A 22,472-nucleotide genomic window follows, 5' to 3' on the forward strand; every position below is an offset into this window, starting at 1 on the left:
GTCGCAGGTCACGATCCACAGCGCACTCCGGCGTCGGCCACCGGAGCAAGCTCGGCGATGGGCGTAAGCAAAGATCGGGTGAACTTGAAACCTAACGCTCTAGTCTCGAAAGTTCGTCTGATATCCCCATGTAGCCAACGCGTTCCATCTCATCGATCAAGTCTAGGCATCGCACTTTCATGGTTTCACTCAGCGTTTGTTCATACTGCCGGACGACAAGTTTAGAGATAGAGCGCGCAATCATGGACCCGTGGTAAGCGATATGCGTACCTTCCTCACCAAGAAAGCTGAGCACCCTTTCCGCCGCAGCGCACGTCACTTCGGGCAACTCAACTGATGACTGCTCCATCGACCTTAAGAGAGACTCAGGGTCAGTTTCAAAGCTCTTGGATGCAATAAATGCAAACAAGTTGGATTCGTGCTCACGAAGAAAGTCCCCTGACAATCCGCTGAACGCCATGCCCACTCGCTTCCGGACTTCTTCAGATGAGTCGTCATAGAATGCCACGAGCGACAGTTGACACTTTTCGCCGACATGCTCGTTGTCGATGTTGTGAGCGTAGACTGACGCAAGCTTTCTTCGCATGTCATCGGTCCCTGTTCGAGCTTCATTCAGAAGTGTCCCAGTATCGATTTCGGATAGGTCCGCATGAGCGAGTACGACCGCTGCATTCTTGACTGATTTCGATAGGTCTGAGCGGAACGCTTCTTCAACAAGAGGAAGAATCTGGTCTGGATTTTTGCGAACAGCATAGTTGCAAAAGTTTTTCCATGTGTGTGCCGAAGCAATTTCCGGACTTCCATGGCACGCAGACGTGAACAGTTCAATGGCGTCTTGGCTATCAAAGTTGAGTACTGGAAGGGCACCATCGATCGCCGCAGCACGAACTGCCATCGATACGTCACTAATCAACGCGGCAAGCGTGGGACGCAAAGTGTCATAGCGAGTTTCATCAGCAAACAAGAGATGCGAGACAGATTCCGCGGCTTGGCCACGAACAGAGTTGATCGCTAACCCGATCAACGATTTATCACCAAAATCTGCACCTGAGTCGGACGACAACGGACTGGGATCGTTCAGTGCATAGTAGCTCAGTAGGTCCAGAGTACTTCTTGAGAATGCTCGTTTCGCAAAGACACCGATAGTTGTCACGATCGCCGAACCGCAGGGTCTTTCGGGCAACCGGTGAATTCTTTCAAGCGTCTGCTCAAGAAGATCAAGAGGGAAGCGTTGCTGCTGTAGTGCCTGGATCTCCCGATCTTCCTCTTTAACGTTACAGAAACGATTTGAAAGCCCGTGAAGTATCTCAGTGAAGAAATCAGGATGAACGTCGTCTTGCATCTCTATCGCGAGTTCGGCAAACCTAACGCGATCCCTCTGTGTCGCTTCTCGAAGTTGTTTTCCTAGAGAATGTGAGCCGGGGTACTTCCTCATCGCCGAAATCCAATTCTCGTCACTCAACAGCGAAGTCTTCTCATCTGGAATCGACGACTTCTCAGTTGACCAACCATACGAATCGATCGACGACGTTGACTGCTTGGGAAGGTCGGGGAATTTCCGTTCAAGTGTTTCGATCCTCATCTTGGTCGCTTCCGTAGTTCTCCCTGCATCAAGGCATCGAAGCAGGTAGAGCTCATCTCGTCCTCGGATCTGAGGCGTACGTCGCTCATAAGCGTCGCAATAACCATTGATGAACGACTCAATCGCAATGAGGTTCTCGTCGCTGCAATGCGGAGAGATAGCTGCTAGGGCCATGCAACTGATGCGACCTCCCAAACCAACGTTGAGACGAACCTCGTTCCGCAATATGTAATCAGCGCACTCATCGGCGAATTCGCCAGGATTCTCGGTCCATGCATTCAGGAGCAGGTAAGCGAACGTACCGCTGTTTTCCTCCGGCATGTCGGCGGTTATTTCACGCAGTAGCTCCGGCTTCTCCTTTGCGAGATGCCGGAGGGAAGAAGCCAATTGATGCAGCGTGACGTCGTCAATGTCGAAATAGTCTGTTCGACCAGTGATATATGGCCACGCACGGTCTCGCCCATCTCTTCCGGTCGCGTCCAGCGAGTGATGTACGACATCGCGAACAATTGGCAGCATCCGTTGGGCAAAGTAGGTCTGATCATCTTGGCCAGCTTTGGCGATGATCTTTGTACCGCTGTGAGAATGGTTGAGCTTGCACCGATCCATAAACTTGACGGATTTGCCGTCATTGCACTCTGCTGCAGTTTTCTCGAACCAGGTCGCTAGCACATCGATCAAGAATCGTGGTGACTCCTTTTCAGCATTGTGATGCTGAGTCCAGAAATCGCTGTCGCCTGAGATTGGACTTTGGTAGTCGTCGTATGAACCATCACGAATCATTGTCAGGTAGAGGTCAATCATCGCTTTGCTTTTGTGAGCAATGCCCCATGACATGATTCGCTGAAGTCGCTTCGTCCAGTCTCCACCTTGCCCTACATAGGACTTGATCAATCCTGCGATCTGCTCCGACCGTTCGTTGTGAAGATCGCTCGCCTCCAAAATCCAGATCGCCGCGTTAATCCAAATCGTCTCAGGCGATGCGAGCCACTTCTTCAAGTAGCCATGTTCGTTCAATATGTCGAACCAGCCAACGTGATCTCGGCATGCGACGGATACGTAACGCGACAGCTCCGTCTCCAAAAAGTACGGCTCGATAATTTCCCACTCATCGAGTTGGGGATCGGCTATTTGCCCCAATGTTGAAGCCACCATTCGCTTGATGTGGAATCGAACTTTTTCGCTTTCCATCAACTCCTTTAAGTCATCGAGGTAGCGTCGCCAATCAGAACCACGCCGAAATGCAAGTATCTGTCTTACTTGCGACCTGCGAAACAAATGTTGCTCAGAGGATTCGAGCAGGCTAACAATGCTGTCTCGTGAGCGGCAAAAATGGCGTGCGAATGCATAATCGAAAAACGACTCATGGAAAAACCGCAAGCTCTCGCCAGATCGAACCAATACATGTTCCGAAACCATCGCCTTCACGTCGTCACTGAACTGGTCAATGCCAACGCTCGGCGCAAATAGTAGCTGGTCCTCGCTCATGCGACGTGTCAGGTACTCTATCACCTCGTCCCATGCTGCCTCGCGGCCAAGGCGTTCCTTCAGCTTGAATCGCTTGCGATCCCAGAATCCGTTACAGAGATCCAGGCTCGTCGAGAAAGGCTTGAATGGGTCTCCTTCGAGGAACAGAAGCAAATGAAACGGACAAGACAGAATCTCGTACTGTTTATCACTAAGGCCGATTTTTCCGTGCCCGGCCAAGGTGATCGATTCGGTAATTTGCTCGCGGGATAATTTCTCGATGGTGACCTGCTGAAACCCGCTCAACTTATTCGCAAGGCCACGAAGTCTCGGGTCATGCTCAAGGTCAAAATCACGGCATGCGAGCAAGAGACGCATGTTTGGGTAGTTGGCGACCTCGTCCAGCAACCGCTGGAACACATCCCACATCGAAGAATGTCGCCCTGAGATTAGGCTCATCGCGTCCAGCTGATCGACAACCAATACGCAAGCTTCGCCGTCCGCAATACCAGCGAGTACACGTGCTGGTGAAGCGGGCAGGTCGAGCTGTTTTCCGATCTGCAAGGTCGTCTGGCACGGTTGGAAGTTGTCCATCCGAATGCAAAGGAATTCAACCTCTTGCGCAACCAAACCTGAGAGCACCTGCGCTATCACACAACTTTTTCCATATCCCGCCGGAGCTTTGACCAAGACCCCTCGGCACTCGGAGTCTAAGAGGTGCCCCTGGACGACTTCAGTCTCACTACGAGTGATTCCGCCATTGATTAGCTCGGCTTCCGCGACGCTTCGGTACGCCTCATTTGTCGATTCTTGGAGATCTCGAATCCCCTTGTTGTTCTTCCAATCGCGGACACCATACCCAAGCGATCTAACGTGATCGCGGACATCGGCGGTCTTAAGCTTGCGTCCGAGATTAAGGATTGCATACTCAGCGAGATCACGCCGGAGATCGGCTGGAGTGATCGCAGCCTGGGCTGGAAGTTGAAAATACTCCTCAATCCGTTGGTCAACCGACCGTATCAAATCATCGTGACCACGCGGAATCTCCTCGATTGCCTTCAAAATCGAAAGACAATCATCCTCATCGCCATGGGTGAGGTTACGGGTCAAGATAGTGAACTGATTCGACAGGGATTTAGATAGCGCCGACCGAAACTCGGGAACGTCCTTAGCGTTACGTGCGCGATCAACCAATTCCCTTAGATAATTCGCACCGGTCGCGGAAATAAACTTGAGTCGCGCCGAGGGATGCCGGATAAGCTTTTCCGCGAGATCACCAAGAATGCTGCGTCCTGTCGATGGAGCTGGCCGAGTTAAGGCAGCGATGGACCATTCCGACGATTGTGTCTGACGCTTAAGCGAATGGAATTCAATGATTCCCGATTCGGTTTTCGCCTGAAATTCGACGCCGGCTGAATCTTCGCCAAAAGACTCGATCTCCATCTCGCAGTAGCGACCGCGATGCAAATTGATCAAAGCATCAACAGTCCACACCGACTCGTAGTGGTTGCCGATCTTGTCCGCTTCGCCTCCGCCCCTTGGCATATCGATCCTGATTGAGCTGCGGACGCCTCGCACGTCCTCATTAAAGAAACTGAGCAGCAACAACGACCGTCAGAGCAATACCGTGCATATTACCGCAAGAAGGGATTCGACGCCAACTGGAGCAACCGCTCAACCTTAACTCGGTGGTGGAGTTGCACCAGCTTAATGAACCGGAGCTGATTTCGTCGAAAGTTTGATCTGAAGCCGCCCAGCAACTTTCTCGCCAACCCTCCGCGCTCCGGAGGCCGACGCCGGAGTGTCGTTTCAACTGGCTCTTTGACGTTCGCTTTTTCAGCCCAAGTCTTGCTCCTCGTCGCGTCTTTCGTTGCGGCGGTGGAGCTATTTAAAGCATGGCAAGTGATTTAACGACTGCCAGCTGCCCACACTTTGGAAGAGACCTACGAACCGAAATAGTGGCGATTGCCGGTCGTTGATGCCACCGCCCCAACCGCTCTCTATCATTCTGCCCCGTATGATTCTGCCTGCCACCGTTGCGTGGATGATTGGTCGCGTGTGCATAGCTTGGGAAGTACCGATCATCGCAGCGGGCAAGGGCTATCAAACTCCGCTGGGGATCGCTGAGCCGGAGGCGACGAAGAGGCTGCCGTCTCGGTTTTCGAGGGCGTGCATTTCGACGAGACGTTTGATCTGCTCTCGGACGTGAGCCTGCAGAGATTTGCTGTTGCTGATTCCCAGCAGCTTTGCCACCGACGACGCAGTTTGATCTTCGTGAGTGCCGATCTGGTGTTCGACAACCGCAAAGATGGCTCCGCGCAGTTCCTCCGGAGGAATGAAATCGACGTTGCGAAGTTTTGCGTTGTCGAGATGCTTGCGATAGCGGACGGGAAACTGCTGTTGGCCGGCGGTGTAGACGAAGGCATCACGCTGGTCCACCATGCCCGCTTCTTGCAGTGCGTTGACGGAATCGGCAATGCGTGACTTCAGCGACGATACAAGACGCCCCTGACCGCAAATCCGAATCATTCGACGCCCGATTTCGTCGAGGTGGATGGGGGATTCAATTTCGATGATCTGCCTCGCCAGGCCGGTGAGCACCGCATCCGAAAGCTCCGCAGGACCGCCGTCGAAATGCTGATTCGGCATGCGCGTTTCCCTGTAATCCTCTCCTTTCAATTCCCGTGCTGTCGTCGCCTCGGGAAGCTCCTCTCGGCAAATCGGCGGATGCTCGGTAGCGTTCGGGGTAGTGGGCGGCGCTACTGAGCGGCCTGCCCCGTCGCTGTCCTCGGCGTCCTTTTGCTTCCAATGTCGCTTCGCGTCCTCGAGCGCGTCGAGTGTCTTTTCGATTTGCTCCTCGGGACGCTGGAACCAATCGGTGCTCCAAATCCGGTGGATGATCCAGCCACGCGCCTCCAGAACTTGTTGCCGAATCCGATCGCGGTCACGCACCCATCTCGCGCTATGGTATTGCGCGCCGTCACATTCGATACCCAACAGGTAACGGCCTCGCCGTTCTGGGTCTCGGATCGCCAGGTCAATGAAAAACCCTCCGACGCCGATCTGGTGATCGACCTCAAGCCCACGGTTGCGGAGTGCTTTTGCGACCTGTTCCTCAAAAATACTATCCGCTCCGCCGTGGGACTGAGTCGCATCCAGCCGCCCGTGTTCGGCGTAGTTCAAAAACATCTTCAAGGCGGCGACGCCTTCACTCTGGGTATGCGCAAGGTCGATATCGTCGGCCTTCAACGACGTGAACACCTCACAGGCCGACGCGGCGCGGCTGATCAAGACGTTCAGCCGGCGCTCGCCACCCTTGCGGTTGAGCGGGCCGAAACTGTGTGCGAAGTAGCCATCCTTGTCTTTCCCGTAACCGATCGAGATAAAAATCACGTCCCGTTGGTCCCCCTGTACATTTTCCAAGCTTTTCACGAAGAATGGCTCGGCACCGCCGCTGTTAAAAAACTCTTCGACGGAGGCATCTTCTTTTCGGCGCAGCTCGATCTCGTTCCGAATTGCGTCACGTTGGGCGGCGCTGAAGGTCGCGACACCGAGCGAAAGATGTGGTCGCTGACGAGCATGCTGGATGACCGCCTCGGCAACCGCGATCGCTTCGTTGCGATTTGCGCGTGATCCACCCCGGTCGTAGCACCCATCTGCGATGTACCGAAGCTTTAACCCAAGCTCTCCACCGCTGAGCACCGGACTTGGCACGATGAACAATCGATCGTCATAGAACTGGCGATTGCTGACGGCGATCAACGACTCATGCCGGCTTCGGTAGTGCCAACTCAGCATGCGACTGGGCAGCCCCTGAGCCTCACAGAGTCCCAAGATGCTTTCCAGATCGCTTGCGTTGGTCACCGCATCGTCGTCGTCATCGGGCTTGTCGTCGGACATTCGGCCGAAGAAATCGGTCGGCGGAAGCTGCCGCTGGTCACCGACAACAACGATCTGCTTGCTGCGGGCGATCGCGCCCAACGCATCGACGGGCTGAACCTGACTGGCTTCGTCGATGACCAGCAAGTCAAATTCGACTGCGCCCGGCTCCAGATACTGGGCGACCGAAAGAGGGCTCATCATGAACACGGGCTTGATCTTTTGGATGGCGTGCCCCGCTTCCTTGATCAGCCGTCGGATCGGCATGTGCCTTCGTTTTTTGTTGGTTTCCCGCATGACCACGCTGACCTGACCACCGTCCGCGGATCTGGCGGGCAGATTTTCGTGATGCTTCTTTGCAACATCGACGCGGCTTTGTGCGATGCGGTCGGTATCCAATTGGGCAAATCGGCTGCGGAGCTTTTCGTACGTGTCACCGTGAAACTCCGCCAAGTCGCGACGATCGCTCCAGGCGTCTGCAAGAATCGCGTCGCTGCGAATCAATTCCAGTTGCGCCGCCACATCGCCGGCGGCCAACGCGCCACTTTCAATCTCACCGGCCAACTCGCGCAGACCTGCCTCCCTGAGCGTTGTCACGCGAGCCATCGTCGCGAGATAGTGACTCAATTGCTCGGCGGCCCCTTGCCACTCGTCCATGCGAGCCAGCCAGTCAGCCAGGGAGGTGGTCCGTGCATCCGAGGTATTGAATGCTTTGGGAAAATCAATCTGCAGAACAGAAGCGATCTTGCTCAATTCACCATCGACCGTCTTCAGCAGTTTCGCGATTCGGTTTAGCGGCTCTGCCATTGCAGGTGCCTTCGCCGCATCCCCGGCGAGGCGACGGCCGTGCTGGGTGAGCAGTTTCGACTTCTGTCCCTCTTTGACCCAGCCCACGATCGCGTCGAGATCTTCAACCGGCGAATCGGCCCCAGACCAAACGCTCCCAAAGACCGAACGACACATCGCGTCTTCGGCATCAATCTCCTGGGCGGATTTTTGCAGTGCAAGAATGTTGTCGACCAAGCCGACGCGCTGGTCGGCGTCCTTGGGTAAATCACTGATGCATACCCCGCGCAACATCGCGAGGGCGCCGCGAAACGATGAATTGAAAATCCGAAACCAACTCTTGCCGTGCCCTGCCAGCGCAACGCGAGTCGCGGACCAATCGAGGTTCCAGGCGGTGTCGCTGATTCGTCCATCGAGGGACCGACGCGAATCCTGCAACGCCCGGACTTCCCCAATGAGGGCTTCTAACCTTGGGATTTCCGTCTGCCAAGACGCATGGCGGATCGCTTCCCGGTCGACCATGGCAGGACATTGCCGGACATAAGCTGCAAGCTGAGCCAGTCCTGCGGTTTCCTTGATGTTCTTCGCCGCTGGCAATTCCAAGATTTCAGCCAGGGCAACGTTTGCGGCATCAAGCTTTTCGATAGCGGCTTGAACGGTCTTCATGGTGCCAAGCAGCCTTTCGACATTGGCTGGTGTCATCGGCTTGCACCGTGCACCGCGCCAGGGGTTCGATGCGGGTGTCCCTGATGCCAGCAACAATTGGTCTAGCTCCTTGGCGACGTGCCGGCAACGTTGGTACGTCTCTGGCGTCCATTGACTCAATTCGGCAACGCGATAGGCCGGAGCCGGCCGCCCCTGCTGGCGAAGATTCAGAAGACTTCCCATTGCCTGGAAAGGCGAACATCCCGACTCGCCGACTTGACCGTGCAACGTCACGTCATGGTGGCGTAAACGCTGGGCCGTTTGGCGGAGCTCATCAATCGGAACGTGGTTGGCAGCGGTTGGGGCGCCCAAGTTCATCGTCGCCTTCAGATCCTCCAGAACTTCGCTTTTGCGCGCCTTGTGACTGTGCAACTCTAACGACATCGGGCCAAGTCCGACGGCGTCCAGTCGACGTTTCACCACATCCAACGCCGCCATCTTTTCAGCGACAAACAACACCCGCTTACCGGCATGCACGGCGGCGGCGATCGCGTTGGTAATCGTTTGCGATTTCCCTGTTCCTGGCGGTCCCTGCACAACCAGATTGCGGCCGCGAACAATCTCCTCGATAACCACCGCTTGCGATGAATCTGCGTCTGTCACATGCACCACATTTGCCGGATTCACCATCTGGTCGATCGGTTCGTCGTCGCCGCAAATGGGAGGCAAGGCGCTACCGGAGGGGAATGCATCGCCGAGCAGCCCTGCGATCAGACCATTTTCGGTCAAGCCGGAACCTTCCGGCCACGCCGCCGGGGAAAGGTCCCGGAACATTAGGAACTTGGTGAAAGAGAAGAACCACAACAGGATCTCGTTATCGAGGACCTGCCAGCCCTCGCGACCCTCGATCAGCTTGCGGATGTCGTCAAAGTAGGCCGTCGGCGTCCACTGCGGTTCATCTTGGATGCCTTCGGGAAGATCTGGCAGCCGGAGGCCGAAATCCTGTTGCAACCTTGCTTGAATTGACAGGTTGGTCACGATCTCGTCATCGCGAAAATTCACGCGAAACTTGCTGCGCACGGAGTTTCGAGACAGCTCGACCGGGATCAATAGCAGCGGCGCGTAGCGGTCGACCGCCGAGCTTCCCGATTCACGCCATTTCAAAAACCCGCAGGCAAGGTACAGAATGCTGACGCCTTGTTCTTCTTCAGCCGTGCGGGCTTCATAGTACAGTTTCAGCAATCGGTCATTCAGAGCGTCCTGAGAAAATGTTGTCTGCAAAAACAGATCCGTGTAACGCTCAGGAACCTCACCACCGTCACCGGAGCACTCTGCATCGTCATCGAGTTGATCGTCGTTCGTCTCTTCAAATTCGCGGAGAAACTGCTCGCGGTCATCCTCGTCCACTTCGGGTGTGACAGGCAAGAAAGACATCGTCTTGCCTTGCCGAACCAGCAAGTCAAAGACGTTATCAGTGCGTTCGTCGTGAACCTGAACCCAGCTTTTTCGCTTTCCATCCAGCGGAGTATGAACGAGCCGATTGCGAGCGGTCAGTTCCAATAAATCACGTCGCGTCTTTTCGATTACAGCAGCAAGATCCAAGATCCGGTTCCCCCATTGTCAAGTTCGTCGCACCGAAGAACATACGATCAAACCTCCCCCTCTGAGTGTCGGGGTGGTTGGAGGCCCGATCAAAGGTATCGAAAAAGTATCGAATACAACGGCTTAACAGCGCCGCTGCATCCTTCTGGCTACGAAAGGCAGGCCAGAATGGCTAGGCCCATCCTTTCACTGTCGTGGCAATTGAGATTTGAAGTGCCCGGGCTATCTCGATATTGGCTCTCTTCCCGACCTACTCGAGCTCATTCCGAAACCATCCCTAACGCCAGCAGACACGTCCGTCAAAAATGGACAGTTGATCGCACTCGAAGGAGCCAAGGATTGATTCCATTGCTTCGAACCTGACCCCCGGCGCTACGATCTCGTCCATGACTTGATTCATTTCGTCGATCAATTGATCAAACCGGGCGAGGTCTCGGGCTGCGTCTGCCTCCGCGGCAAGCTTGGCCAGTTCGTTTTCCTTCTCGAACAACGCTTCCACCCCAATGAAGGCCTCGGTTGGCTCAAAGGGCTCGCACGGTGATTGGTCATCGAAGCCGACGAACCCCAAGAGCTGGTCACCACGGTAGATTTTGTAGCGTCGTCTCAACTGTGGCTCCGAATCGCCCCGGAAACTTATCGACACAGAGTTTAACCCATTCCACCGTCCAGTACGCGAACAGGCAAAACGATCACAGCTTGAAATTGTTTTGCCCCCGTTGTTTTGCCCTTCCTTGGAGGATGGGGCAACGATCGCGCAATGGCACCGATAGGACTTATAGGTCCCCTATGTCCTATTGGTCCTATCGATCGCGGGCCCACTGACCGTCGCGGTTGGACCCACCGCCGGCTCAAAGCCAGTTTCCTTCGTGCCGTCGGTGGCGGACACCGACACGAGTTTCCGAGGTGTTGCCTTCACTGCTGCGGTGGCCGACACCGGAGTGTCGTTTGAATAGCACGCGCTGAGGTTGGATTTATCGCCTCGCCCACAGCGGGTTCGTCTCAATCCTTTCAGCCGGTCGACGCTTTGATCGCTTCGATTTGTTTGGTGGCGATGCCGACGGGGCGGTCGATCGGAATCCCGGCGCAGGAGAGCAGCGTGGTGAGCAAGTCGCCTTGATTGCCTTTGACGTCAGGCAGATAACGCCCCGTCTTTAACGAGCCGCCTCCGCCGCCCGCGACGATGAAGGGCAGGTTCTCTCGGCTGTGTTTGTCGCCGTCTTCCAGGCCTGAACCCCACATCATGATGCAATTGTCGAGCAGCGTTCCATCGGCTTCTTTTAGAGAACGCATCTTTTTCACCATGTGTGCGAACTGTTCGATGTTGAACGCAACAATCTTCGCAACCTTGTCCATCTTCGTCTTGTCGCCGCCGTGGTGCGTTTGGGAATGGTGCTGGTCGCTAAACCCGAGCTCTGGATAATTCGCGCCGTTGGGCCGTGACCCGATGTAAGTCGAGACGCGAGTCATGTCGGTTTGGAAGGCCAAGACGTTCAGATCGCACATGACCTGCATGTACTCGCTGCGTTTGTCCCCGTCGGGAATCTTGATCTCGATGGGCGGTGAATCAGCGCCCTTGTGATCGCGACGCAGGCCGGCCTTTTCCATCGCGGCTTGCTTTTGCCGTTGCTCGATCGCAGCGATTCGACGTTCGACCGACCGCACGCTATCCAGGTACTCGTCCAATTTGCGTTGGTCGGACGATGGCAGTTTGCGACGCAGATCTCGAGCGCCCCCAAGGACCAGATCCAATAGGTTGCGGTCCAGCGGGCTGGCCCCGCCGGAAACGGCAGCGCTGCCTGAATCTTTCTGATTGAACAAGCGGGCAAGCACGTTTCGCGGGTTCGTTTCTGCGGGCACGACTTGGGTCGGCGAACGGTAGCTGCAGTGCGAGTAGTAGCCTTCGTTCAGCCCCGCTTGGTTCTCTTTCCAGTTTTGCGGCATCGTCGCCAGTTCCAGCGACGGCAATGGCGTCATCGCGCCGACGTAATTCGCTGCGATTTGATCCGCTGAAATCGCGATATTGATTTCGCTACGTTTCGCCGGATCCGGCAGTGTCGCGGTGAGCCACGTCGAAAGCTCCAACGCGTGCGGTGCTCCGTTGAAAGGAGCCGTAGGAACGCCAGAGATTCCCTTCATCATCAAGCATTGGTCCAACACCGGCTTCAGAGATTCGACCGCCGGAGGTGGTGAATCCAGAAAACGCTCCGCATCGGTCGGCCAGAATTGGTCCATGATCACGCCGTGCGGCATGTACATGAACCCCAGTCGGACGGGAGGCTTGTACGCCTGGGCAGCCTTGGTTTCTTGCCAACCCATGACATCCAACAGCGGCAGCGCGAGTGCCGCGCCCAGACCGCGCAAGCAGGTTCTGCGATCAATCATTTGAGATCTGATCATCGTTCTATCTCTCGTCTTGGATTCGGCGGTGCGTGAAGGGATAACTTGTCACCACTTCGGTGATCAGCGTTTGCATTTGGTAGCCGTCGGCGGCGACGCGTTCGGTCATTTCATCGACCACGATTTCGTCGTAGCCTTCGAGGGCGCGACACAGGGCATAGGCCAACATTTTTTCGGCCAAGTTCCGAGCAAAGTCGTCGAGCCGCCCGCTGACCATCGCTTTCAATTCCGCAGGCGTCGAAAAACGACTGCCGTCCGGCAGCACGCCGGAAGCGTCGATCGTGGCGCCGTTGTCATCGGAGTCTCGCCAGCGTCCGATCGCATCGAAATTCTCCAGTCCGAAACCGATCGGATCGAGCAAACGATGGCAATTGGCACAGACAGGATCGCTCCGGTGCAATTCGGTAAGCTCTCGCATGGTCAAGTTCTCGGTCGCTGTCTCGTCCTGCACTTTCAAGGCAGGCACATCCGGTGGAGCGGGCGGAACGTGCTCGCCAAGAACTTGTTCCAGCACCCAGACGCCACGATTGACCGGACTGGTTCGATTGGGAAACGACGTCGCCGCAAGCACGGCCGGCATGGCTAGGATTCCGCCGCGGTTTTGATTCGTCAGAGTGACTTTCTGCATCGCTTGGCCGGTGATGTCGTCCATCGAATACACTTCCGCCAATGGCTGGTTCACGAAGGTGAAGTCGCAATCAATGAAGGTCGCCACGCTTAGGTCTCCGCGCATGACATCCTCGAACAGCAAGCGTGCTTCGTCGTACATCGCACGGCGCAGGGCATCGTTCATCTGCGGGAATTTGTCCTGATCAAACGCGCGCTCGCGCCAATCATCCAAGCCTAACCATTGGGCGCCGAAACCATCGAACAGCGCACGTGACTTTGGCGATGCGAGCATCCGTGTGACCTGTCCCCGCAACGTATCTCGCTCGTGCAATTTGCCCTCCGAAGCCAAACGCATCAATTCGGCGTCCGGCATCGTTGCCCACAGAAAATACGACAGTCGCGATGCGAGTTGGTAGTCATCCAGCCGCACGATCTTGGCGTCTCGGTCAGGTTGCTCCGCCGGGGTGATGAACAGGAATTGCGGCGAAACCAACGTTGCTTTGACCATCAAGCGGAACGCGTCTTCAACGGCCAGCTTGTTCTCCCGCCCCAGTTCATGCACACGGAGCAACGTGGCAATTTCCTGCTCGGACGCGGGACGTCGGTACATGGTCCGTGCCAGCGATCCGGCGATCTTGGCTGTCGCGAGAGCCTTGCGGTTGCCGGGGTCAATCTTCTGGCCGATCAACCGATCAATCACCTCGCCGGAAGGCATCTCACCGACGGGCCAAACCTGATCCAGCACTTTATCCGCGATCGCCAGGTACTGTTCCAGTTGCAGCGGCGAAAGCGAATTCAAGTAGCCTTCCCCGCTGACCTCGTCAGGCAGCGCCGCTGCGATCTCGGGATCCACCCCGAACAAGTCTTGCAGCGTGTTGCCATATTCGGACTTGGTCAGCCGCCGAATGATAAACGGGCCAGGGTCTTTGGGGCTCAAGAATTTGATCTTCTTTTGCCACTGGACAAACATTTGCCGTTCTTCGTCAGACGGTTGGTCCAATCCTTCCGGCGGCATGTCATGCGCTTTCACACGCGCCGCCGCTCGTTTCCATTGCTCGGTAAACGCAGGGTGAGTCGGAGTGTTTAAGGCTGGGGAAAAGTTCACCCCCGCTTCGGTCGGTCGACGGTTTTGGTGGCAATCGATGCAGTAAGTCTTGATGAAGCGTGTGACATCCTTTCGAAACAGCTTTTCAACTTCAACCTTCCGAGCCGCATGTTCGTCATCAAGCGTGTCTTGCGCAGGCGTGCTGTTCGCTGGGCAGGTTGCAAGCAGCACCGCCAGGAAACCCTGCACCCAGCAAGCTGCAAAGCGGGATTGGTTGTAATCGGTCGTCATCATGGCTTTGGCGGGGGGGAGTGCCGTGGAGGGACCTCCATGATACACGGTCAGCAATTGGCGGTGGGGAAATCGAGAAGGATTCCGAAGCCAGTGATCCGGTCACGCCAGACGCACCTGATCGGTTTCTGGGGTCACATCCCCAGACCGGTCGGGTTCCGGGGAAGTTCCCGGACACCAAACCGATTCGAAGCCCTTTTTTTCAAAATGTGCGTCCTCTTGCGGAGCGCCGCGCGGGGTCTCGCGCGTGACCGACAGCCCGGAAGGGCTATCGTACAGAGCAATCGTACATTGATCTGGCTTTGCCGATTGCTGCGGCATTACGATCGCGGCGACGTCTGGTTTGCGAATTCGAATCGGCCTTTGCGAGCCCTTTGCCCCCGAGTTTCACGCCATCTCCGCATTGTTTTATGAAAATCTCGCTGGCATTCTCTGGCGGAGGCGTCCGCGCGACGGTGTTTCATTTGGGCGTTCTGGCCCGGCTGGCGCGGCAAGATTTGCTGGGAAACGTGGAAACCGTTTCCAGCGTCTCCGGGGGCAGCCTGGCGGCCGGGCTGGTCATCGCCTCGGCCGGGTATCGCTGGCCCGGCAGCGCAGAATACTTGCACGATGTCGTGCCGCGGTGCCTATCGGTGCTGACGACGCGAAACGTGCAGCGGACGTATGTCCTGAACTCGCTGCTGTTCCCATGGCGGCTTGCGACCGGCAGAGCGTCGGTGCTGGGCGACGCGTTGGAACGGAATTGGGGCATCCGCGGCTCGCTGGCCGATTTGCCCGTCACACCGCGTTGGATCATCAACGCGACCTGCTACCAAACCGGCAAGAACTGGCGGTTCCAGCGCGATTTGATGGGCGACTATCAAACCAAGTACGTCACCGATCCCGATTTCCGTTTGTCGCACGCGTTGGCCGCTTCGGCCGCCGTCCCTGGTTTGATCGGACCGCTGCGTCTTGCTTCACGACGGCATCGCTGGAGTGAATACCGTGACGGAGGTTGGTACGGAATCAAACCCAAGTACAACCACCTCCACCTTTGGGACGGTGGCGTCTATGACAACTTGGGCGTCGAGTCGCTGTTCAAGCCCGGCGAAGGCCTTTGTGATGGCACCGATTTTTTGATCATTTGCGATGCCTCTCGCCCGCTATCCAGCGAGACGCGGCAATCGCGATGGCGGCCAGGATACTTGAAGGCGTCGATGCGGCTGGTCGACATCGCGACTGACCAAGTTCGTAGCCTGAGAACGCGGATGTTGATGGAATACTTCAAACAGAACCCGGGAACAGGCACCTATCTGCGTCTGGGATTGGCGACGAAGAAGGTTTACCGACGCAATCCCGGCGCCGGCAAACCTGCGCTGACAGATGACGAGGTCGGTTGCCAAAACACGACGCGGCGGCACGTGTTGTTTCAGCAGTGTAGCTCCGTTGTCCCAACCGAGCCCATTTGATTGGCACCCACGACCTGTCGATGCGTTTTCCAATGCCGACACACTGTTCAACTCAAGGTGCTGCCAATACGATCTCAACAGATTTCCTTCTCCCATCATTGCTGGGCCCCAGCCCGTGAACGACTCTCGACAAACCAGCTACCGAATCTTGGATGCGTCGGCCAATCGGGCGGCGGAGGGGATTCGCACGATCGAAGAATTCGTCCGCTTCGGATTGGATGATTCCCTAGCCGCCACGGTCGCAAAGGAACTTCGGCACGCTCTCGCTGCGGCACTGTCACGTTTGAACCGCGCCGAGTTGCTTGCGGCCCGTGATACCGACGGTGATGTCGGCACGGCGCTCGAAACAACGGCCGAGTACTCGCGGACCGAAATCGCCGGCGTGATCACCGCCGCGACCCAGCGCGTGCAACAATCGCTGCGGGTTCTGGAAGAGTACGGCAAGACGATCGACGTGGAATTCGCCCGACAAATCGAATCGCTGCGCTACCGTGCCTACACACACCACCGCCAGATTGAACTCCAGCTGATCGCCGGCGATCGAAAGCGACGATTAGCCGACGCAGTGCTGTACCTGTTGATCGATTGCGGCGGGTCGGAAGATGCGTTCATCGAAACCATCCGGACCTTGTCGACTGCCGGCGTCGATGTCTTTCAATTGCGAGACAAACAGGCGACCGATCGCCAGCTGTTCGAACGGGCCAAGTGCGGCGCATCGATTGCCAAGGACTGCGAGGTGTTGTTCATCGTCAATGATCGCGCGGACATCGCGCTGGCCGCGGGCGCCGATGGGGTGCACGTCGGGCAAGACGAGCTGCCGGCGGCGATGGCGCGGCGCGTGCTCGGTTATGAACGTTTGGTCGGCGTGTCGACCCACACGATCGACCAAGTGCATCAAGCGATCCGCGACGGAGCGGATTACATCGGGTGTGGGCCGACGTTTCCCAGTTCGACCAAGTCGTTTGATTCGCACGCCGGGACAGCGTTCTTGAAACAGGTTCATGCCGAAACGCGACAAACGCCCCGGCCCGCGTTTGCGATCGGCGGGATCAACCGGACGAACCTGGATCAGGTGTCCGCGTGCGGTTTTCACCGCATCGCCGTCACGGCGGCGATCAACGACGCCGACGATCCGGCCGCGGCGGCAAGGGAATTGCGGCGTGGGCTGGTGGGATAGGCATCCAGCCTGTCATGGCGAAAACGACAGGCTGGAAGCCTATCCCACAATCAATCCCCGCCACTTATTCTTCCGACGGGCCTAAGCGACTTGCTATCCGGTGGGGGCGCCGACGTGGACGGGTTTCCAATCGACGACGTGGATTTCGACGCGTCGATAGCCTCGGAACTCGTTGATCACCGGTCGGTAGGCGATTTGAATCGGGCCGTCACAGGCGTTGAGTTCATCGCACCAGTCGCCGGCACCGAAGGCGACGCCGCGAATGGTTTTTCCGCCCTGATCCAAACGGACGCTCAAGTGGCGATCGCCGCTGCCCATCCGTCGCGCCGGTTCGGCCAGCGTGACGTTTTGGCAAAGCAACGTCGGCCGCGGATTGCCCGCGCCGAAGGGCTCCAGCGTTTCGATCTGTTTGATCGTGTTCAGGTTCAATTGAGCAAACGAGGCTTCGGCATCGATCACAATTTCGGGTTCGATTTCACCGTCGGACCATTGTTGGGAAACGGCTTCACAAAAATCCTCGCGGAAACCGTCAATCTGTCGTTCGTCGATTGTCAATCCCGCGGCGGCTTGGTGCCCGCCGAAGCGGACCAGTCGATCGGAACATTCCGAGAGTGCGGCGTGCAAGTCGATCGCGGTGCCGCCGACCCGCCCCGATCCGACCGCGGCGGCTTTCCCCGAGGCGTCCATGGAGAGGATGATGACCGGCTTGGCGTATTTGTCGCTCAACCGACCGGCAACCACACCGATCACGCCTTGGTGCCAACCGACGCCAGCGAGCACGAGCGCGGGATCGTTTTCGGCGTCGAAGTTTTCTTTGACTTGTTTTTGAGCGGCCAGCGTGACGCTGCGTTGCAGGCTGTCGCGGTTCTTGTTGAGCTGGTCGATGTATTCGGCCAGCGCCGTGGCGCGTTCCTGATTGGTGGTCGTCAACAATTCGACGCCCAACTGGGCTTGGCCGAGGCGTCCGGAGGCGTTCAATCGGGGGGCCAAGTTGAAGGCGATGCTCTCGGTGTTCAGCGTCGACGCTTCATCCAGCTTGGTGATCCGCATCAACTCGGCCAGACCCGGCAACGGCTCGCTGCCGAGCATGCGTAATCCGTGCGCGACCAGGATGCGGTTTTCATCGACCAGCGGGACGACGTCGGCGACGGTTCCGATCGCCGCCAGGGACAGCGATTGCATCAGGTAGCGACGCAGCGGCTCGCTGACTTTTTTGGAACCGCAAATCGTTTGGCACAGCGACCAAGCCAATTTGAATGCCACGCCGGCGCCACAGAGTTCGCCGAACGGGTAGCCGGTCCCGGGTAATCTCGGGTGCACGATCGCATCGGCATCGGGCAGGCTATCATCGAGCGTGTGGTGGTCCGTGATGACCAGCTGGACGCCCAGCTCCTTGCACAATTCGGCACAGGCGACGCTGGTGATGCCGCAGTCGACCGAGATGATCATTTTTTTGCCGCGACCGGCCAACCGCCGGATCGCGTCGGCGTTCAATCCGTAGCCTTCTTCCAAGCGGTTGGGGACGTGGTAGGCGACGTCTCCGCCTAGCAGCTTCAATCCGTTGTACAGGATCGCGGTCCCGGTCATCCCGTCACAGTCATAGTCGCCATAAACGACGATCGGCGTTTTCGCGGCGATGGCGGCCGCGACCAACTCGGTCGCTTCGGGGACGCCGGGCAATTCTTGGGGGTCGCGCAGGCCCGTCAGTTTGGTCGACAAGAAGGCGTCGGCGGCGCTGCGATCATAAACGCCGCGGCTGACCAGAAGCTGGGCGACGACCGGCGGCAATCCGGATCCACGGATCAATTGGTCGACGCGGGCGGCATCATGGGGAACGATCCGCCATTTCCGTTTCATCCTTGGACTCACTTGCTGTCGAGGGCGCGTGACGCGTTTCTAATCCGGGTGCATCAGCAGCGATGCTGCGGTTTCATCCGAAAATGGATGACACCCGCTCTGCCAGGGCGTTCGGTTCCTGGAATTAACCCTCCCTGGCAGGGAGGGTCGAGCGTAGCGAGGGGAGGGTCGATTGGTGGCGTTCGGGTGGATCCGAGCCACAGCGGCCCCTCCCCGCGTCGTCGCTCGCTCCTCCGCGGCCCTCCCAAAGGGAGGGTGAATTCCAATACCCGCATGACCTCGCCACAGGGGCGGGGCGGTGCCTACTTTTTCTTTTCGCCGTGCCAGGTGTGGCGGCGCAGTCGCGGGCTGTACTTCTTCAGACGCAGCTTTTCGCCGCCCGGTTTACGCTTCAGGGTGTAGTTGTAATCGCCGGTTTCTTCGCAAACCAGGAAGACCGTTTCGGCCTTTTTCTTGCTCTTAGCCATCGAAAATCAATTCAGACTGGTGTGATTGTGGGGTTGCATGCCGTTTTTCGGGTCGCGGATTATGCCCGCTGACCCCCTGTTTCGGCAAGCCTTGTTTCCAGAAACCTGCTCGGCGGGGCCGGTTCGGGTTAGAATCGGCTGCTCGGACGCCTGCTTCAATGATTCATTCGCACTGGAATTCTCCCCGATGACTCGTCTCATCCCCCCCGCTTGTGCTTTCACGGCCGGTCGCTTTGCCGCCGGTTTTCTGGCCTTCCTCGTCGTGCTCTCTCAGCTGGTCGCGACCGCCGGTGCCGCTGATCCGGCGGGCCGACCGAACGTCGTTTGGATCATGTCGGAGGACAATTCGGCGGACTATCTGAGACACTTCGACCCCGACGGGGCTCCGGCACCGAACATCGAAGCGATGGCGGCCCACGGCGTGACGTTTGACCGCGCGTTCTCCAACGCGCCGGTCTGTTCGGTCGCCCGCACGACACTGATCACCGGATGTTACGCCCCGCGAATCGGCACTCAGTTCCACCGACGATACGTCTCGGTCCCGATGCCCGAGGGGCTGCAGATGTTTCCGGCCTATTTGAGGGCAGCCGGTTATTACACGACCAACAACAGCAAGGAGGACTACAACGCGGTCAAGGGATCGGATGTCTGGAGTGAATCGAGCCGGAAAGCGAGCTGGAGGAACCGTCCCGAGGAATCGATGCCGTTTTTCCACGTGCAGACGTTTACCGATTCACATGAAAGCCGATTGCACTTTAGCCAAGACCAGATGAAGGAGCCGACGCAGACCGATCCGGCCGACGTCAAACTCCAGGCCTACTTCCCCGACACGCCGCTGTTTCGCTATACCCGGGCCCGGTACCACGACCGCATGATGAAAATCGACGAACTGGTCGGCGGCGTCATCGACCAGCTTCGTGAAGACGGCCTGTTGGAAAACACGTTCGTGTTCTACTTCGGCGATCACGGCGGCGTCCTGCCACGGTCCAAAGGCTACGCGTACGAATCCGGATTGCACGTGCCGTTGGTGGTTCGAGTCCCGGATCAATTCCAATCGCTGGCGGCACGCGAACTGGGGTCACGCACGAAGGGGTTTGTCGAATTTGTCGATTTCGGGCCGACGGTGTTGAGTCTGGCCGGGCTGGAGCAACCCGAAGGCGTCGACGGAAAACCGTTTCTGGGGATCGATGCCGATCCGGAAAAGGTCGATCGGCGCGATGAAGCGTTCGGGTACGCCGATCGATTCGATGAGAAATACGACTTGGTGCGGACCTTGCGGATCGGTGACTTCAAATACATCCGCAACTTCGAACCCTTCTATCCGGACGGATTGCAGAACAATTACCGATACAAGTGCCTGGCGTACCAGCAGTGGCGCGAACTCCATCAACAAGGAGAGCTAACCGGTGCGGCCAAGCAATTCTACGAAGCCAAACCGCCCGAGGCGCTGTATGACTTGAGCACCGATCCGGACGAGGTCAACAATCTGGCGTCGGATCCCCAGCACGCGACGCGATTGAAATTGATGCGTGATCAACTGGACGATCGGCTCAAGTCGCTGCCCGACCTGAGCTTTGTGATCGAAGCGGTGATGGTCGATGCAGCGATCAACAATCCGACCGCGTTCGGCGAATCGCACAGCGGGCACATCACGCGGTACATCGATACGGCGAATCTGGCGCTGCTGCCGATCGAAGAGGCGTTGCCGGGAATCCAAGCGGCGCTGGATGACGAGGATCCGTGGGTCCGTTATTGGGCGCTGGTCGCCTGCAGCACACTCGGTGAAGCCGCCAAGCCACTGACGTCAACGATCGAGAAGTTCCTGTTGGACGTCGAGCCGCTGGTCGTGATGCGGGCCGTGGAATTTCTGGCGGTCCACAGCGATGTCGAGACGAAACCGTCCATGTATCGGTCGCTGGAGCGTGCGACGAACGAACCGGAACTGTTGCGAATGCTCAACACCATCGTCTACCTCCGCGACGTTCACGGCTATGAGGTCGATCCCGAAAGGTTTCAGTTTCTGCCGGTGTTGACGCCGATCGACCCCAAAGGCCAAGTGATCCGCCGGCTGCAATACCTGAAGGGCGAGAACTAGGTGCGGTGAAGGGGGACGGCAGAATCGTGCGGGGCAAAACGATGGAAAGGCAAAACGATGGGAAGGCAGAATGATCAGGCCGGATGGGTCGCAAACGGGAGCCCACTTGCTTAGCACCGTGTCATGTCTGCGTCTGTTCAGCCTGCAATTGTTTTGCCCCCATCGTTTTGCCCACTCATCCCCTGCTCCCCAACCTCCTGCTCCCCCATCATCCCTCCGCGTCGGCCGCATCGGCTTCCCAGGGATCGGCCCAGTCTTCCCAGTGTTCCAGATAAGTGGCATAGGCTTCACAGTCGTCGGCTTTGGCCTGGATCCAGGCCTTGCTTTCGGCCGTGATCTCGACCTCCTGTTCCAGCGTCATCTTGCCACTGAGCACCATTGACCGCAGGAACACGAAGTAGGTGTCCAGGACATCACAGCGGCAGTAGTCGCTGATGCCTTTTAAATCACCGTCGTCGTATTGCTGTTGCACCTGGTCGCCGGTAACGGACATCTTGCCGGGTTTGCCGAGCAACTTGGTGGCCAGGTTCAGCCCGCCGTTGAACCGCGAGGCGCTGAAATTGGTCAGCAGGTCTTGCAAGTCCAAGTGGGAATCGACGCTGAACCGATTCCGCGGCGACCGATACCCGTCGTTCTTGAACCAGGGCGCGATCGAGATACCGAAACGGTAGGCCGCCAATTCCATCAGCGGCAAATCAAACGTCCGACCGTTAAACGTGACCCATTGGGGGCGTTTGTAGACCTCCCAACCCTTCCAAAAGTGGGCCGTGATCACGTGGGAGCGAAAATTTGGTTCGTCCAGCGAGACGATGTCGATCAAGCGAAAGTCGTTGGATACCTTGGCGACGACGACCGCGATCGGCACCTGAAACGTGTAGGGGATGAATGTCGTGCCCTTTTGCTCCATCAATTCCGCTTGATAACGCGCGATGGCTTCTTGCGGAGAAAGGGACTCGCCGGGGTAGCGGACTTTCGCGATCAACGCCCCATCGGCGATACTTTCGCAGTCAAATACCAGATGGGAGACGTCTTCGCTCATCAAACACCTTGATCTCGGCTTGAAAATCGTTGTTGGGGTGGGGCTTTTTCCGACACTTGCCGCACGAGCTTAACACAAAACCAGAC

11 protein-coding genes are annotated in these 22,472 nt (G+C 57.3%); 3 read left to right on the forward strand and 8 right to left on the reverse strand.

The genetic code is table 11. From position 1 onward, the window contains the following. Window positions 1–91 precede the first annotated feature (91 nt). The 5 genes from H1B37_RS07320 to H1B37_RS07340 all read right to left on the reverse strand — a co-directional run bounded on the left by H1B37_RS07320 (window position 92) and on the right by H1B37_RS07340 (window position 14,306). A complete protein-coding gene (locus H1B37_RS07320) occupies window positions 92–4,654 on the reverse strand; it encodes an NACHT domain-containing protein (protein ID WP_182865988.1) in 4,563 nt (1,520 codons plus the stop codon). Between the two features lie 498 nt (window positions 4,655–5,152). Next, window positions 5,153–9,961: a DUF3320 domain-containing protein gene (locus tag H1B37_RS07325; protein ID WP_182865989.1), complete on the reverse strand. Its 4,809-nt coding sequence runs from the start codon at window positions 9,959–9,961 to the stop codon at window positions 5,153–5,155. A 277-nt stretch (window positions 9,962–10,238) separates the two neighbouring features. Beyond that, on the reverse strand, window positions 10,239–10,568 hold the full coding sequence (locus H1B37_RS07330; protein ID WP_182865990.1) for a hypothetical protein: 330 nt from the start codon (window positions 10,566–10,568) through the stop codon (window positions 10,239–10,241). 401 nt (window positions 10,569–10,969) lie between these two features. Next, a complete protein-coding gene (locus H1B37_RS07335; RefSeq protein ID WP_286177506.1) occupies window positions 10,970–12,343 on the reverse strand; it encodes a DUF1552 domain-containing protein in 1,374 nt (457 codons plus the stop codon). Between the two features lie 19 nt (window positions 12,344–12,362). Further along, window positions 12,363–14,306: a DUF1592 domain-containing protein gene (locus tag H1B37_RS07340; RefSeq protein WP_220498089.1), complete on the reverse strand. Its 1,944-nt coding sequence runs from the start codon at window positions 14,304–14,306 to the stop codon at window positions 12,363–12,365. 407 nt (window positions 14,307–14,713) lie between these two features. Here H1B37_RS07340 and H1B37_RS07345 point away from each other — a divergent pair, with 407 nt between their 5' ends. Both H1B37_RS07345 and H1B37_RS07350 read left to right on the forward strand, forming a co-directional pair. Further along, window positions 14,714–15,751, forward strand: a complete 1,038-nt coding sequence (locus H1B37_RS07345) for a patatin-like phospholipase family protein (RefSeq protein ID WP_182865992.1) — start codon at window positions 14,714–14,716, stop codon at window positions 15,749–15,751. A gap of 115 nt (window positions 15,752–15,866) precedes the next feature. Continuing rightward, the gene (locus H1B37_RS07350; protein WP_353620798.1) at window positions 15,867–16,928 is read left to right on the forward strand and encodes a thiamine phosphate synthase; all 1,062 of its coding nucleotides are present in this window, start codon (window positions 15,867–15,869) and stop codon (window positions 16,926–16,928) included. 93 nt (window positions 16,929–17,021) lie between these two features. Here the strand turns inward: H1B37_RS07350 and recJ are convergent, their stop codons facing one another. Both recJ and rpmG read right to left on the reverse strand, forming a co-directional pair. Then, window positions 17,022–18,785, reverse strand: a complete 1,764-nt coding sequence (recJ, locus tag H1B37_RS07355) for a single-stranded-DNA-specific exonuclease RecJ (RefSeq protein ID WP_182865994.1) — start codon at window positions 18,783–18,785, stop codon at window positions 17,022–17,024. Window positions 18,786–19,087: 302 nt separating this feature from the next. Next, window positions 19,088–19,252 carry a 50S ribosomal protein L33 gene (rpmG, locus tag H1B37_RS07360; RefSeq protein WP_095736658.1) on the reverse strand — a complete coding sequence of 55 codons (165 nt, stop codon included), beginning with the start codon at window positions 19,250–19,252 and terminating at the stop codon, window positions 19,088–19,090. A 187-nt stretch (window positions 19,253–19,439) separates the two neighbouring features. On the opposite strand from rpmG, the gene H1B37_RS07365 reads away from it, so the two are divergent. Then, window positions 19,440–21,347, forward strand: a complete 1,908-nt coding sequence (locus H1B37_RS07365; protein WP_182865995.1) for a sulfatase-like hydrolase/transferase — start codon at window positions 19,440–19,442, stop codon at window positions 21,345–21,347. A gap of 208 nt (window positions 21,348–21,555) precedes the next feature. Here H1B37_RS07365 and H1B37_RS07370 read toward each other — a convergent pair whose 3' ends face one another. Then, the gene (locus H1B37_RS07370) at window positions 21,556–22,386 is read right to left on the reverse strand and encodes a 3'-5' exonuclease (RefSeq protein ID WP_182865996.1); all 831 of its coding nucleotides are present in this window, start codon (window positions 22,384–22,386) and stop codon (window positions 21,556–21,558) included. Window positions 22,387–22,472 lie beyond the last annotated feature (86 nt).

The sequence above is a fragment of the Stieleria mannarensis genome, assembly GCF_014154935.1.
Lineage (GTDB): Bacteria > Planctomycetota > Planctomycetia > Pirellulales > Pirellulaceae > Stieleria > Stieleria mannarensis.

Coding starts and splice junctions, on each gene's coding strand:
- H1B37_RS07365 (WP_182865995.1), top strand. CDS start 19,440: ATGACTCGTCTCATCCCCCCCGCTTGTGCTTTCACGGCCGGTCGCTTT.
- H1B37_RS07345 (WP_182865992.1), top strand. CDS start 14,714: ATGAAAATCTCGCTGGCATTCTCTGGCGGAGGCGTCCGCGCGACGGTG.
- H1B37_RS07370 (WP_182865996.1), bottom strand. CDS start 22,386: ATGAGCGAAGACGTCTCCCATCTGGTATTTGACTGCGAAAGTATCGCC.
- H1B37_RS07340 (WP_220498089.1), bottom strand. CDS start 14,306: ATGATGACGACCGATTACAACCAATCCCGCTTTGCAGCTTGCTGGGTG.
- recJ (WP_182865994.1), bottom strand. CDS start 18,785: ATGAAACGGAAATGGCGGATCGTTCCCCATGATGCCGCCCGCGTCGAC.
- rpmG (WP_095736658.1), bottom strand. CDS start 19,252: ATGGCTAAGAGCAAGAAAAAGGCCGAAACGGTCTTCCTGGTTTGCGAA.
- H1B37_RS07335 (WP_286177506.1), bottom strand. CDS start 12,343: ATGATTGATCGCAGAACCTGCTTGCGCGGTCTGGGCGCGGCACTCGCG.